Below are 13,464 nucleotides of genomic sequence, written 5' to 3' on the forward strand. Positions count from 1 at the left end.
AACACGCCGCGTTATACTTCTGCAATTGCGACGAGCTTAACCACAACGTCGACGATGTCTTTTACCTGACGAACAGACTTAAACTCTTCTGGCTTGATCTTGATTTCCGTTTGACGTTGCAAGTGAACAATCAAATCAACCGCATCAATGCTGTCGAGTTCAAGATCATCAGCAATATTGGCTTCTAAGGTGATCTCTGCTGGGTCAAGCTCAAACAGCTCTACCATCGCGTCTTTGATCAGTTCAAATACTTTCTGTTGGTCCATACTAGGCCTCCGCAGATGCGCTTTGTTGTTCGATCAACGCCGCTAAGCTAGCAACTGAACGAAAGTACTCTTTCGCTTTTGGGTCATCACCGTTGATGACGATGCCAAACTCTTGCTTAATCGCCAAGCCAAGCTCTAACGCGTCGATAGAATCGAGGTTCAGACCAGATTCATCACCAAACAATGGCTCATCAGTACCAATGTCTTCAATAGAGAGGTCCTCAAGGTTTAGCGCATCGATAATGAGTGTCTTAATTTTATTTTGTAAAGTTTCCAAGAACGTAATCCTCTATCGTCATTTGTTCCGGTTTGAGACTCGGCTCAAGCGAAGCCTCAAAGTAGCGAGTTAATCGTCGTGCAGCAATTGGGGTCGAGCGTGAGCAATCGACAAGTGCTTGTGTCGACTCACACTCCAAAATTACTACATCTATTTGTGGCTTGGTTTGCGGGACATCGTACCAAGCGATCCCCTTGTAAAGCGTTGCTGGATTGCTGGTGATCAACACTCGTTGGATATCGGTGTTGCAACGAATAGCAAGTTGAGCAGCGCCTCTTTGGCATTTGACTAGTGAGTTTGGCGTAGTTCGTGTGCCCTCGGGGAACACAAGCAGTTTACGTCCAGACGACATCTTACTCTCACAGATGTCCAGAATGTCTTCTGAGTCATTAGGGATATAACCCGCCATCTGAATAACATGTCGAATAAATGGGTTTTTCCAAAGGGAGGCCTTTACAATGCAATCACATTGACGCAGTTGCCCGATAATGATAACTACATCTATTAATGTCGGATGGTTCGCCACAACCAACGCCCCTTTATTTGTGACAAACCTCTCTTTATGATGCACAGCAATAGAGAGAACACCGACAAAATTCATGAACCACACAAAACCTTGGAATGCTACTGATATCCACCATTGACATAAGTCTTGCCTAGCTAGCTTATTTCTTTCACAGATAAAGATTAAAGGGAAAATGACATAGGAAAGAATTAAGCCACCGAATCCAAATAGTGTGAAGCATATCCCAAAACCTAACTGCCTAAGCTTAATTGATAACTTACTCATTATAAAGCCACTAAGGAAATTCTTAATCGATTCGCCACTAAGTTTGCCGACTGTTTGTTAATTACCTTACTGATAAAATTAACCAGCTGCTGTTGACTTGAATCCGTTAACTGCGAGTTATTATTGTCATCAACAGGTGTTAATCTAAATCGAAAATCAGTTCCTGCAGTTAATATCATAGCCAAGACACCTGCATCATCACGGTTTATGAACGGTTCCAGTTCGGGTGGCGGATATTCGTCGGCTAACACCAAACAAACCGTAGAACCCGGCGACGCACTTAAGTGAGAAACTGCCTCAACCATTGCCATGGAAAATGTATTGTCACTAGCACAAATTGTTGTAAATGAAACATTTTTACTGTTGGCTATAGTGAAAAGACCGGCGGCAGTGCTATGAACAGACTGAGCAAACTGCGTCGGAGATAGTTCCTGATTATGTGCCAGACTTTGCAATAATTTCTGAGTGCGATTGAGTTCCCCATGCTTGGTAGCAAACACAAGGAAGTCAATGTCTGAACCAAAAATAAAATCACTAAACGCCAACACCTCTCTGGTCAAGGTGCTGCTTCGTCGAAGTATTGACTTTGGGATATTCGGTGCTTGCGATGGAATGTAGACGTTATCTAAACTCGTGCATCGTGCTGTAAATCCTTGGCTCATAGCGAGCTTAATCTGTAAATCCATTTCTTACATAAACGCTAAAAGTTATAACATTTGCAATCCTATATAATATATTTGGATCGGTAAAGTGGTTTAGTTAGCAAACCAAACTAGTTGTTTAAAAAACTAACAACATAATCAATATAAATATTTAAAAGCAAGAATCAACAGTAAATACACATTCCTTTAACATATATCGAATTACACTACCAATGTCAGAGCAAAGAAAAATACAACCTATTGCACTAGCAAAGGAATTAAAATAGGCTATATCTTGCAGTTCAATCATTAGATATTAGATAGCAGTAGATGGATTTTTATAGCAACGATACACTGACGGCAGTTCAAGCCAAAGAAGAAGCACAACGACTCGCATTTGCACCAGTCGCATTTCAAGCAGCAAAATCTTTGCGTGATCTTGGTATTCTCAATGCGCTGGCTACATACCGAAAACAAGGCGCATCAGTTGAAACTCTCGAGCAACTAGTAGACGTAGACCACTACGGAATCAAAGTGCTACTAGATATGGGACTATCGGTAGGACTCGTCACTTTACGAGACGGCAACTACGTCTTGACTAAGCTTGGTCATTTCGTCAATCACGACGAGATGACTCGTGTCAATATGGATTTTGTGTCTGATATTTGCTATCAGGGCATGGCTGAGCTAACGGCTTCTATTTTAGAGTCTCGCCCAGCTGGCTTAGAGGCTCTAGGTAATTGGCCAACTGTCTATGAAGGACTATCTAGCCTTCCTGAACGAGAGAAAAAAAGCTGGTTCGAGTTTGACCACTACTATTCTGATCGCAGTTTTCCTACCATCCTTGAGGCGGTCTTCTCTGGATCAGCTAAGTCAATTTGCGACATCGGCGCTAATACCGGTAAATGGACGCTAAAATGTTGCGAGTATAATCCAAACATCTCAGTAACCATGGTTGACCTACCCCAGCAGCTTGCTGTCGCCACTACAAACATTGAAGCTCAGGGTTACAGTAATCGTGTTGCTGCCCATCCTACCAACCTTTTGGACATTAATGCGACGCTACCTGAAAGGCACGATATCTATTGGATGAGTCAGTTCTTAGATTGCTTTAGTCAGGCGGAAGTCGTCAGTATCCTGTCTCGAGTCGTTGAAGCGATGAAGCCAGATTCAGAGGTATACATTTTGGAGCTGTTCCCTGACAGACAGGACTATGAATCAGCGAGCTACACCCTCAACGCCACTAGCCTTTATTTTACCGCAATTGCAAACGGCAATAGCCGTTTCTATATGAGTTATGACTTCCTGCCTTTAATCAAAAAAGCTGGACTGAAGGTCGTATCCATCACAGACAAGATTGGCTTGGGTCACTCGCTTGTCCACTGTGTAAAAGCGTAAACCTAACTAGGAGCAAACTACTATGTATCGTCTGTCTCAGTTTTTGCTCCTAACTTGTTGCCTCTCTACGACAAGCCAAGCAGGTGAGATCCTGTTCGGGTTAGGCGCTGGCCCTCAGTATGGTACTGATGACCACAATCAAGCCGCCTTTGTTGATGCCATCCTTTACGACTACCACCGAAGCTCTAGCCAAATATTGAGCCTAGGAACGAGTATTACCCACCTAAGGACAAACAGTGCATCTGGAAGTAAACAGCTCACAGCGTTTTCTATTTTTCCGGAATTGCGATTGAGCTCGGCATTGGGTGGAAAAGAAGTGTTCTTTCATGTTAGAGCTCTGGGGCCTAGTTATCTGACCAAAACCACACTCGGAAAGCGAGAACAAGCTATGCATTTCGCGTTTCAAGCTCAAGTAGGGGGCGGGATCTATTTAGATCAAGATAAAAAATACCAACTAAGATTTCAATATCGGCACTTTAGCAACGCCAACCTAAAACAGCCGAATGACGGAATAGATGTACCATTTATCGCAAGTTTTGGCGTTCAATTTTAAACTCAAGCAAACAATTTAAGCCAATATAGATTCAATTAACTTTGTTGCCGAAATCAAATTAACTAAGTCAAAATCTTACGATCATAGCTAGGACATTCATTCAGTGACTTTTATTTCATGCCGAAGCCTCTCTATGAAACCACTAACTAGCGCAAGTACAATAACCCCCTAGTCAATCGGGGATCGCTCACGTTTTGGAATCACGAAGAAGTAATAACAGAATGGGAACAATCAACACTCAAACAAGGCGCTGTTTCGTGTATATGACAGCCCCTTCCCAAACATATATCAACCCTTGCGCAACACCTTATAAACTGTAGATCGACTGCACCTCAACTCCCGACTAATCGCATTCTTACTCCAACCACCAGCAGCCAGGTCTTTAATACGCTGATGAAGATCCAAGTTAGGAAAACGCCCAAGGTGCTTTCCTAACGCTCGCGCTCTTTCCCGCCCTTCATTACAGCGTTGCAGAATCCGCGAACGTTCCATTTCCGCAAAAGCACCAATGGTGGTGTAAATCACCCGGCCTACGTCACTGTTAATGTCTAAATCGCCAAGGTCATGACATACAAGTCCTGCGCCACGCGCGCTTAATTGATCAGCGACGCCAAGCGCATCGATGGTGTTTCTAGCGATGCGATCCACTTTTGTCACATGAACTACGTCCCCTTCCCTAGCAAATTCGAGAAGTTGCTTAAGTCCATTGCGCTCAGCGCTCTTACCGCTGGCTTTGTCCTGAAAAATCTTTTCGCAGCCTATTTGGGATAGTTGTTCAATTTGAACATCAAGATTTTGTTCGTCACTGCTGACTCGCGCATAACCTATTAACATGGGAGCCCCTTTTAAGTGTCTGAAAAGTCCCTTTTGTTGCATGTACATGTGCAGTTAGCAATTTGCCGACTTAATACACACAATTTAGGGTACCATTCGGCCAAACCAGCAGAGTCCGAAAAGGTACACCTTTTGGACACGCCAATCGAGAATGTTAGGCCTTTGGTAAATCTCCGATAAGCATCAAAAGCTCACTTAAAGATTGGTGGATCCGATGCGCGTTGCAGAAACTGACGCCAAATCACGTTAATTGCATAGTAATAGTCTCGGCGTGTAGAAGGTGCCAGATGACGATTGTCGCGATAAAACCGGCTGACTTGTTTTCGCCCTATCTGCTCGAGCCCTTTAACCTTCTCTTTTTCGACCATATACCCTATTACGATGCGCATTTTTTGTGCCTGTCGCTTTCGGCTCGTTTTGCCTCCGCTGCACATATAAAGGTGAAGATGTTTTTCAAGTTGAGCTATGGCTTTGTTCATCGCGTTTCCCCCTAATACACATACACTCTCGAAATGCTTGCCCTCTCGTGGCCTAGTTGCTTTGAGATATAACTAAGAGCTTGGAAATTTAGCTCTGATGCCTCTGTAAGGAAGTCATGCACGCAGGGCGACCGCATGAGTGTCTAGTTTTTCGCCATTTGACTAAAACCAGCACTTAATACTGCCTCTAGCATGGACGTATTCATCATACATCGCTTTTGTTTCCCTACTATGCTTAGCTTGGTTGGCTCTTCTCGGAGCATGTTCAAGCTCATATGACGTAGACATGATAGGTTCTCTGCACCGTGCTCTTTGTATATCTGGCACGCATCTTCATTCATGGTGACATCAAGTACCCAGTGCATTGATTCTATGCCCCAATGTTCTCTGACTGCCATAGCTGCTTGCTCTGCACTAAGCTCTTTAGAGCTGATGTAATAACGGTACTCTAGGTCGACAGATTTACCTTTCTCTAGGCGAAAATTTTCAACCATTACAATGCTCTTCAAGCCTTTCCAGCGAGAGAAGTTACCTTCAAGTTCGGTACTGTCAAAAACATAGCATTGGCGAGACTCTATGCGGCCGTGTCCTTGCTCAAGAGAGATGTCATCAGCCATATTAACTCGCTGCGAAGAGAATGCCTTTTCGATTGCTTGTCGGAGTTTTCCTTGGTTGCTTTTTACAGCAAGCAAGTAGTCTCCACCTTGATTTACAATGGCTTTAGCAATCTTGGTTTGACAGGCCATAGCATCAATAGTTACTAGGGCTCCCTTGATATCGAGCATCTTTATCAGTTCAGGGATCGCTGTAATTTCATTGCTTTTTTGTTCAGTCTTTAGCTGTCCTAGTACGAGCTTGTTTGACGACGCATAGGCGCTGATCATATGAATGGTGCTGGTCCTGTCTTCACGATTATATGAGCCGCGAAGTGTTTTGCCGTCAATCGCAATCACTTGACCTTCGGTAAGAGTATGTATTGATGACATCCAGTTAACGAAGCACTCATGAAATTGCTCTGGCTCAACGGTAGAGATGATACGAGCAATAGTGTCATCCGCAGGAATGCCATTCAAAAACAAGTCATTACGCTTAAACCAATCATGATGACCCAGAATGTATTCACGAATATCAAACCAGCCTTTCGCGCCTGCAATTACCGCACATAGTGAGCCAAAAAGGACTTCAAACAGGCAATAAGTGACCTTTGCACCTTGGCGATGGTCGATAATCGTTTGAAAATGTTCTTTGAAGTGGTCAATGTGCATGATGCTCTCCCTTAAAAGGGAGTATATGATCACAGCTAAATGTGATCGTCAAATCGATCGTAATTTTGATTAAAAAACGTTCACGATCTCACCCTGGTCATGCACGCTTCTCAAACGAACATCACTGTAAAGACCGAATGTATCCTGGTAGGCGCAATAGAGTTCATTGGCAATAATGCGAACTTGTTGTTTTCTATCATAATGATTGACGATTGGCGCAATCACTGAGAGCCCCTTTCTAGCAAAGAACAGTTCATATAGCGTCCTAGCAAACTCGCGGCGCTGAGTATGGGTGCGATATCCGATTTTCCCTATTTGTCGGTAATAGAAGCTTCGATACTTTTTGTAGCTGCTATTTTTTAGGATCATCGATTTGTGGTCGCCTTGATATTTAGTTGCATTTTCCAAGGCTTGATATTGAGAGTCACAAAACACGTCAACTCTCCTGGGTTTACCTCCTTTCGTACCGGCAGTGATGGAAATGTATTCATTCCGCTGCGCTTCTCGCAGTGCTCGGTGAGCATTGAGCTTCGCAGCCTCCTCAAATCTCAGCCCAAACGCACGTTGTAGCGAAGCTATGCTGAACTCTCTTCCTCTCAAAAGCCTCTGTAAGCTTTGAAATTCCTCATCAGAGCTGCCTTTAGCTACGCCATATTCAAACTCACGCTTCGATAGCTGAGCTTCCGTTCCAGTGACTCGACATTCACAGTCGCCTCTCGCCTGCGAAAGTATCGTGTTCACCGCAGACAAGTAGTTCTGTGCCCAAGACGCGCTCTTTTGAGTGCTATTAGCGACAGCACGCAAATGCCTTGCATAACCTTCGACATGCTCACGTCTTACTCTGCGCATGTCCTTAATCTGATAGCGTTCTTGCATGTAGTGCACAAAGAACGCAAACCTTTTTACTTGCTGATTACGCGAGCTAAAACCGCATGCGCTGGCAAGGCGTCGCTCCTCCATTGCGTGTTCCGCAGCTTTCAGCATGCAGCGCGCCCTGAGCCCAAAGTTACGAGCATTGGGATTAGCGCGCTCAAAACGATGCCTAGACCGAACTTCATTTCTTGTGGACATACCAACTTCCTGAGTGGTTGCGGAATGGAGACTAGGGAACAGTAATAGTGAGTGTTAGTGGTAGGTGAAATACCTACACGCGCGAATACGTCGCGCAGCGCTGTCTCCTTTTATGTTTTTCGAGGTTTAGTATTAGCCCCACAGCTTAGCGCCCTATCGCGGACTTACTTACCATGATAAGCGAGTCATTTAGCTGCCTACTGCACCTGTTCAGAGCGACATTCGTCGTTTTTCGTCCTAGATACATGGGGATTGTTTAGCTGCTTAGTTCTTGAATAGAAAATAAAAACTACATACGCGAGAAACCGATTTAAGTTGCCTCTATGTTTTTTTCCTATATTCGAACCACACCTCTCTACGAGGAAACCTCGAGCAGCAATTGGGTAAAATTTGTCTACGTATCGGGCGATACGGGCAGATGCGAAGCGCATCTATGGTCGGGCTTTGAGCCCCGAGAGTGTGTAGCACGCATTACTATTGAGTGCTAATTAGATGAAGCAGTGGTCAGTGACATGAGTCTGCTCATATAAAGGTTATATCCCATTTTGCCCTGGGATTGAGGGGGATGTGATGTATTTGTACATCAGAGTCGTTGGCAGCGACCCAGCTGTGCTGGAGATTGGAACAACATAACAATGTGAACCAAATCGCCATTAGAATAGTTAGAGTTCAACAGAGAATGGAGGAAATGCAAGTTGTTTTGGTTTTGATAGTAGTTTTTGGTTGCTTAATCCTTCACCTAGGCCATCTGTAAGCACTGACAAGACCTATTGAAAGCATTTAGAAAATAAGATTACCGAGTCGAATAACGCTGTGGTGATTCCCATAAAAACTTCAAGCAAAACCAGATCGCGATCAATTTTTAACCACCCCATCACACCAGATTGCAATCAGTTTGATATAACTATTCATATAGCCAATGGCAAAGGACACAACGTTGAAAGTACGTTTCATACCAACTTGGACTCGATACCTCCTGCCTGTAGTGGCTATATCGTTTTGGTGTAATCATATATTTGCTGAAGAGACCAGCAGCACTTTTGAACAACTACCTGAAGAAGTAAGTTTTCTCGAGGATGGGAGAACACAAAGCACAAGATGCGCTGGTTATCATAAATTGAACGGTCGTATCAGAGGAGTAAGCGACGCCAAACAGCTCGCCCAGAAAGATGCAATTGAAGCTAACTCAACTTGGATTTTAAGTCAGTTGGAATCAACAACGAAATGTAATAAAAAAAACAGAAGCGCAGAGTGTAGCTATGAGCTAGATAAGATAACGAAAAGTGCTAGCGAAGGCTTTTTAAGTAAAGCTGAAACAAAAATCTACGATTATTCTGAAGACATTGTATGTGTGACTCTTACAGGAAACGTCCGCGTCAACCAAGAAGCAATCAACTCTCCAGAAACTCCTCATAACAAAAACCTAGGGTTCGCCTTACACGAAAACTTGCTTAACAACGGTGATTTTAAAAAGCATTATACGAATGGTTGGAAACTCACAAGCCAAGTCCCTCGTGGGAGTATTGCACGTATAAAAATGCAAGACAGAGGACTTAAGTTAAGCTATCGAGGAAAGGGAACTAGTCAGGTTCAGTGGGCATTAAGCCAGACAGTACCCATTGATGCGAGAAAAAAATTTAAGTTTGACAGTACGTTTAGCACCTCTGATGACATCGATGCTAACTTGTTTCCAGCGATTAAACTGCAGTTCTTAGACAGAGAAGGCGTTGTTATATCAGAACAAGTTTGGTCAGCAGATAATTATTATCCGATATTCCGCAGCCAATTTAGGAATAAACCGCTTCATACAGTGCGCCAAGAAGCTTGAGCAGCCGAATCTGATGCTCTTGAATGCCCGTGATGAAGTTTTGACCGCCAAACTCGAGTGTGTCGATACCTTCGAATTTTAAGAATACCCAACGAGCCGTCGGTTTGGTTGTCGTTTTGTTCTTCACCATGCTAGGAAAGAACTCTTCGGTCTTAGTGAGACTCTCTCGGATTTTGTGCTCTAAGCTTGCGTAAACGAGTAGGCTAAGCGTCATGATCATCAACAGTGCCTCAATTCGCTGAGGTTTCTTCAGGAAAATTGATGATGTTAGGAACTCAGGGCTTTTCAAGAAGCGAAATCCGCGCTCTACCTTTTGCTGTGACTTGTAATGCTCAAGCAACTCAGCCATTGTTAGATCGGCGCAGTCAGTATCGTTGGTTGCGAGAATAAACATACCTGCTTTAAGCTTGGCCAGCTTCACTCTTTCTAGATCGGTATAAGGCGTAGCATCTATAACATAATGGTAACCCGCTGGCTTTGCGCCTTTCTTCGGCCGACCGCGACCTGAATAGATTGGCTCTTTAACGATGGTTGGTTGCGCAAAGCCAAGCAAATGACACTGGCTGACGAAGTCGCTCATTTGCTTGCTCGGCATCCACTGCGCAAGCAAACTTCTTTTTCATTAGTTGTCCCAGTACTTTCAGCTCTTTGGTGATATTTTTATCTAAGTTCTTATAGAACGTTGCCTCTTCTCGTTTGGTTGCTTGTTCACTATGAACCAACAGCCATTTCTGAGATACTGAGCCATAGTCAGCGTCAATCCAACAACCCGAGTAACCATTACCGATAGGACTCAACTGCTTTAGTTCAAGGTTCATTAAGGCTTCTTTGGCCGACTTAATGGTCATTGGAACACGCGTAATAAACTTCTGTTGTTGCTCATCCAGTGAACGAATGCTTTCCTCGGTGTATAGAGCGGCATCGGCGATGAAGTAGCGACTGTTTTGAGCAGCCTTAAGGCAATGAATATGCCGTTTAGTGACCTCTGAAAATGCCTTAGCGTCATTGGTGTTGCCACTGAGCGCTTGCATGTAAACAGGTAGGCCTGCTTGATTTTCACAAATCAGTTCAAGAACCACTTGATTTAGCTCTGGACGGTGGTCTCGGCTGTAGCCTTTTACCAGTTTGATGGCATTAAGATCTTCGTTTTGGGCGTATTCACCATCGACATGAAAACTCGTGATATCGAGGTGGACAGAGTCTGTTTTAAGTCCAAGCTTATCAACGACATGCTCTGCAATCGCTTGATAAACTGCGGACACATCTGCTTCATATAAAGCATCTAACGTGCGTCCGAGTACATCGTCAGTTAAATGGTGCGCTTCAATGTCTTTAGCGAGTAACTTGGCAACAGGCTTCGTCTCGAAGAAGTCAGAGAACATATGCAGTGTTCTACTGTGAAAGCCAAGACCATTCAGAATCATAGCTAAGACTGCATCGCCATGTGAGACGTTGTGATCCGAGTACTTGGGAATGATGCGATCAATAATGCCTGGTAAACCGACTTCATGACAGAAAGCAGCGATTAGCCCTAAGTGGTCCAGGCGTTTAATGACAGGTTGAACAGCAGACATAATAAGTGACCGTTAAATAACAGTAATAGATCAAAACTGGGGATCGCGGTCAAGAGGCCTATCGCACTAACCGTTGTAAATGATCACTGGATCACATTATTTTAATTCTGAAATTGGCTGCGGAATGACGGATTATCAATCAAAATTTAGATTTAAAAGGGTGCCTTTACAATTAGGTCAAGTGGAAGATGTGACTTTTGATAGTAAATTTTTGCCAGAAGAGCTGCCCACGTCTCTAGTAAACCAAATTCATAGCCTAAAGGTATCCTTTGATGTCAGCGCTCCCAAGGAGGAACGTTGCTTAATTTGTGAAATCAACGTTGAACAAGCAAGGATATACTATTACTAATAGGGAAGTTAACATGAAAAGATTTTTACTATTTTCAACGGTACTATTATCGACTTTTTCCAGCAACATTGTTGCAAATGAGGTTCGTCTAAACTGGCAGTTCAAATATGAAGCTGACTACGGGACTGATGCGGGTATAGTCAAGTTTTCAAGAGCAAAGATTCATAGAGACAGCATAGTTTTTGATGCGATACTGCACAACAACCATAAGGACAGATATCAATGTTTTTACATGTCAACCTCTGACAATCAACTCCACTTAGATGATGAGTTGGGTAATGAGTATCCTGGATTTTCTCTAACTTTCAACAATGGACAAAGCAACAAGCTTGCCCTTAATCAGCGAAAAAAAATCAGGATCACTATTCCCAAGCCAGTAAATGATGTGACATTGGTAAATTTACACTTAGGAATGTACTTTCATGACATAGGTTCAGGTAAGCAGTGTGACAAACCAATCGTTAAGTACGGGTTGAATTTTCACAAACTCGATTGGGATGTCTCAGAGTTAATGGCCTCCCCTGAAAGCTAACTGCAAATTATACTTTTTGTTAAGTTCTCTTAATTAAGGCGTTAACAGCCATGTTTGTCTCTTCCGATATCTAGCTAACAACATACCTCATTTTCCTGTGAGCTAGATATCGAAAGTACAGTCATTAATCACCAATCAAGCCATACTCTAGTTTTATCAATATTGCGGGCACCAACGATTCAAAATCTACAACATTATGGCCACCGATTGAATTGTACAAAGGCTCATAATGTCCGCAATGTACTTCTTCCATATAATAATTACCAATCCTAGCGCGAGGACAATAAGAAGTGCGTCAATTGTGCCATTCGATTTAATCGCGGAAGTGATAGATTTCTATCCCTTCTAGCACTTTGTATCGCTCTCTCGATGGCTTTGTTGCTTAAATCGATGAAATTGAATTAAGAAGCAACAATCTGATCCGCTATCCTACCAATGGTCATAGCCTTATTGAAAAACAACTAGCTTAATACAGTCAATTTAGGCTATACCCGTGATCATTGAAGACGCTTGATTTTTCCTGAATAGAGGATCATGCTAGCAACTATGAAAATTACTCTGACCAATGAACAAAAGCAGGAACTAAAAATCCAGCACAGCACAACGCGTGACGGACGAGTTCGTGACCGTATAAAAGCGGTTATTCATGCGAGTAATGGTTGGTGCCCCGAAGAAATTGCAGACGCACTTCTTATTCATGAATCCACTGTTCGACAACATATCAAAGATTACCTAGAGTCGAACAAGCTCAAGCCTGAAAATGGCGGTTCACAAAGCTATCTATCGGCTCGGCAAACCCAAGAGTTGGTTCAGCATCTAACTGAAAATACATACCACCATTCGTCCGAGATTATTGCGTACGTGTTTGAAAGGTTTCAGATTCACTATAGTGTTCCTGGCATGAACAAATGGCTTCATCACAATGGTTTCAGCTACAAGCAGCCGAAAGGCGTTCCACATAAGTTCGATGAGGAAAAACAGCAAGCGTTCATAGAGGCTTATGAAGCACTGAAAGCAAGCTGTGGCGAGGATGAATCGATAGTGTTTATCGATGCCGTTCACCCCACACTGTCAACCAAACTCTCCCATGGTTGGATACGTACAGGTCAAAGTAAAGTTCTGGACACAACAGGTAATCGTAGCCGATTGAACATTGTTGGTGCTCTGAACCTATCAGATATTGGAGCGACCATTGTTAGCGAATACGACAGCATTAACAGTGAAAACATGGTTCGATTTTTCTGCAAACTCAGAGAGAGCTACCCGCTAAATCACAAGCTCCATGTCATCTTAGATGGAGCTGGATATCACCGCAGTGATTTAGTCAGAGATGCGGCATTTGTCCTTAATATTGAACTGCATTATCTCCCACCTTACAGCCCGAATCTTAACCCAATAGAGCGGCTTTGGAAGGTTATGAACGAGAAGTCAAGGAATAACGTTTACTTCAAAAGTAAACGGGATTTCAAGGAAGCCATTACCCAATTCTTTACGGTGACTCTTCCAGAGATTGCAGGCTCGCTGACGTCTCGAATCAATGATAATTTTCAGGTGTTCAAGCCTGCATCTTCAAGTTGATTGGGTATATACGCGGGAGATCTCGCTGA

General features: G+C 43.3%; 13 protein-coding genes and 2 pseudogenes. 6 read left to right on the top strand and 9 right to left on the bottom strand.

What is annotated here, in order from left to right; all coding sequences use genetic code 11:
• Positions 1-11: 11 nt before the first annotated feature.
• The 4 genes from AC6I8U_RS09690 to AC6I8U_RS09705 all read right to left on the bottom strand — a co-directional run bounded on the left by AC6I8U_RS09690 (position 12) and on the right by AC6I8U_RS09705 (position 2,019).
• Positions 12-266: an acyl carrier protein gene (locus AC6I8U_RS09690; protein ID WP_498016706.1), complete on the bottom strand. Its 255-nt coding sequence runs from the start codon at positions 264-266 to the stop codon at positions 12-14.
• A 1-nt stretch (position 267) separates the two neighbouring features.
• Positions 268-543 carry a phosphopantetheine-binding protein gene (locus AC6I8U_RS09695; RefSeq protein WP_498016707.1) on the bottom strand — a complete coding sequence of 92 codons (276 nt, stop codon included), beginning with the start codon at positions 541-543 and terminating at the stop codon, positions 268-270.
• Positions 524-1,144 carry a lysophospholipid acyltransferase family protein gene (locus AC6I8U_RS09700; protein ID WP_498016708.1) on the bottom strand — a complete coding sequence of 207 codons (621 nt, stop codon included), beginning with the start codon at positions 1,142-1,144 and terminating at the stop codon, positions 524-526. The genes AC6I8U_RS09695 and AC6I8U_RS09700 overlap by 20 nt, the downstream gene beginning before the upstream one ends.
• A 188-nt stretch (positions 1,145-1,332) precedes the next feature.
• A complete protein-coding gene (locus AC6I8U_RS09705; protein WP_498016709.1) occupies positions 1,333-2,019 on the bottom strand; it encodes a beta-ketoacyl synthase chain length factor in 687 nt (228 codons plus the stop codon).
• 285 nt (positions 2,020-2,304) lie between these two features.
• Here AC6I8U_RS09705 and AC6I8U_RS09710 point away from each other — a divergent pair, with 285 nt between their 5' ends.
• The 3 genes and pseudogenes from AC6I8U_RS09710 to AC6I8U_RS09720 form a co-directional block, all read left to right on the top strand.
• Positions 2,305-3,372 (top strand): methyltransferase, encoded by a 1,068-nt coding sequence (locus AC6I8U_RS09710; RefSeq protein WP_498016710.1) that lies wholly within the window; start codon positions 2,305-2,307, stop codon positions 3,370-3,372.
• A gap of 22 nt (positions 3,373-3,394) precedes the next feature.
• Positions 3,395-3,925: an acyloxyacyl hydrolase gene (locus tag AC6I8U_RS09715; protein ID WP_498016711.1), complete on the top strand. Its 531-nt coding sequence runs from the start codon at positions 3,395-3,397 to the stop codon at positions 3,923-3,925.
• Positions 3,926-4,042: 117 nt separating this feature from the next.
• Positions 4,043-4,159 (top strand): annotated as a pseudogene (locus AC6I8U_RS09720) (IS5/IS1182 family transposase); the annotation flags it as partial.
• A gap of 54 nt (positions 4,160-4,213) precedes the next feature.
• Here AC6I8U_RS09720 and AC6I8U_RS09725 read toward each other — a convergent pair.
• The 4 genes from AC6I8U_RS09725 to AC6I8U_RS09740 all read right to left on the bottom strand — a co-directional run bounded on the left by AC6I8U_RS09725 (position 4,214) and on the right by AC6I8U_RS09740 (position 7,574).
• Complete coding sequence (locus tag AC6I8U_RS09725) at positions 4,214-4,759, bottom strand: recombinase family protein (protein WP_498016712.1); 546 nt, start codon at positions 4,757-4,759, stop codon at positions 4,214-4,216.
• A 191-nt stretch (positions 4,760-4,950) separates the two neighbouring features.
• Positions 4,951-5,238, bottom strand: coding sequence for a hypothetical protein (locus tag AC6I8U_RS09730; protein WP_498016713.1), 288 nt, complete (start codon positions 5,236-5,238; stop codon positions 4,951-4,953).
• A gap of 143 nt (positions 5,239-5,381) precedes the next feature.
• Positions 5,382-6,503 carry an ISAs1 family transposase gene (locus AC6I8U_RS09735; RefSeq protein WP_498016714.1) on the bottom strand — a complete coding sequence of 374 codons (1,122 nt, stop codon included), beginning with the start codon at positions 6,501-6,503 and terminating at the stop codon, positions 5,382-5,384.
• A 69-nt stretch (positions 6,504-6,572) separates the two neighbouring features.
• Positions 6,573-7,574, bottom strand: a complete 1,002-nt coding sequence (locus AC6I8U_RS09740; protein ID WP_498016715.1) for an integrase domain-containing protein — start codon at positions 7,572-7,574, stop codon at positions 6,573-6,575.
• A gap of 937 nt (positions 7,575-8,511) precedes the next feature.
• Between AC6I8U_RS09740 and AC6I8U_RS09745 the strand changes: the two genes are divergently transcribed.
• Complete coding sequence (locus tag AC6I8U_RS09745; protein WP_498016716.1) at positions 8,512-9,402, top strand: hypothetical protein; 891 nt, start codon at positions 8,512-8,514, stop codon at positions 9,400-9,402.
• Here AC6I8U_RS09745 and AC6I8U_RS09750 read toward each other — a convergent pair.
• Positions 9,362-10,976 (bottom strand): annotated as a pseudogene (locus AC6I8U_RS09750) (IS1634 family transposase). The gene AC6I8U_RS09745 and the pseudogene AC6I8U_RS09750 overlap by 41 nt on opposite strands.
• A 362-nt stretch (positions 10,977-11,338) precedes the next feature.
• Between AC6I8U_RS09750 and AC6I8U_RS09755 the strand changes: the two are divergent.
• Both AC6I8U_RS09755 and AC6I8U_RS09760 read left to right on the top strand, forming a co-directional pair.
• Positions 11,339-11,857 carry a hypothetical protein gene (locus AC6I8U_RS09755; protein WP_498016717.1) on the top strand — a complete coding sequence of 173 codons (519 nt, stop codon included), beginning with the start codon at positions 11,339-11,341 and terminating at the stop codon, positions 11,855-11,857.
• A 546-nt stretch (positions 11,858-12,403) separates the two neighbouring features.
• Complete coding sequence (locus AC6I8U_RS09760; protein WP_498016718.1) at positions 12,404-13,435, top strand: IS630 family transposase; 1,032 nt, start codon at positions 12,404-12,406, stop codon at positions 13,433-13,435.
• Positions 13,436-13,464: the final 29 nt, after the last annotated feature.

Source organism: Vibrio sp. KUL80 (assembly GCF_059725495.1).

What these genes read in the sequence shown, in the direction of transcription:
- AC6I8U_RS09735 (WP_498016714.1), bottom strand. Translation starts at nt 6,503, where the DNA reads ATGCACATTGACCACTTCAAAGAACATTTTCAAACGATTATCGACCAT.
- AC6I8U_RS09700 (WP_498016708.1), bottom strand. Translation starts at nt 1,144, where the DNA reads ATGAATTTTGTCGGTGTTCTCTCTATTGCTGTGCATCATAAAGAGAGG.
- AC6I8U_RS09715 (WP_498016711.1), top strand. Translation starts at nt 3,395, where the DNA reads ATGTATCGTCTGTCTCAGTTTTTGCTCCTAACTTGTTGCCTCTCTACG.
- AC6I8U_RS09705 (WP_498016709.1), bottom strand. Translation starts at nt 2,019, where the DNA reads ATGGATTTACAGATTAAGCTCGCTATGAGCCAAGGATTTACAGCACGA.
- AC6I8U_RS09710 (WP_498016710.1), top strand. Translation starts at nt 2,305, where the DNA reads ATGGATTTTTATAGCAACGATACACTGACGGCAGTTCAAGCCAAAGAA.
- AC6I8U_RS09755 (WP_498016717.1), top strand. Translation starts at nt 11,339, where the DNA reads ATGAAAAGATTTTTACTATTTTCAACGGTACTATTATCGACTTTTTCC.
- AC6I8U_RS09690 (WP_498016706.1), bottom strand. Translation starts at nt 266, where the DNA reads ATGGACCAACAGAAAGTATTTGAACTGATCAAAGACGCGATGGTAGAG.
- AC6I8U_RS09730 (WP_498016713.1), bottom strand. Translation starts at nt 5,238, where the DNA reads ATGAACAAAGCCATAGCTCAACTTGAAAAACATCTTCACCTTTATATG.
- AC6I8U_RS09760 (WP_498016718.1), top strand. Translation starts at nt 12,404, where the DNA reads ATGAAAATTACTCTGACCAATGAACAAAAGCAGGAACTAAAAATCCAG.
- AC6I8U_RS09740 (WP_498016715.1), bottom strand. Translation starts at nt 7,574, where the DNA reads ATGTCCACAAGAAATGAAGTTCGGTCTAGGCATCGTTTTGAGCGCGCT.
- AC6I8U_RS09725 (WP_498016712.1), bottom strand. Translation starts at nt 4,759, where the DNA reads ATGTTAATAGGTTATGCGCGAGTCAGCAGTGACGAACAAAATCTTGAT.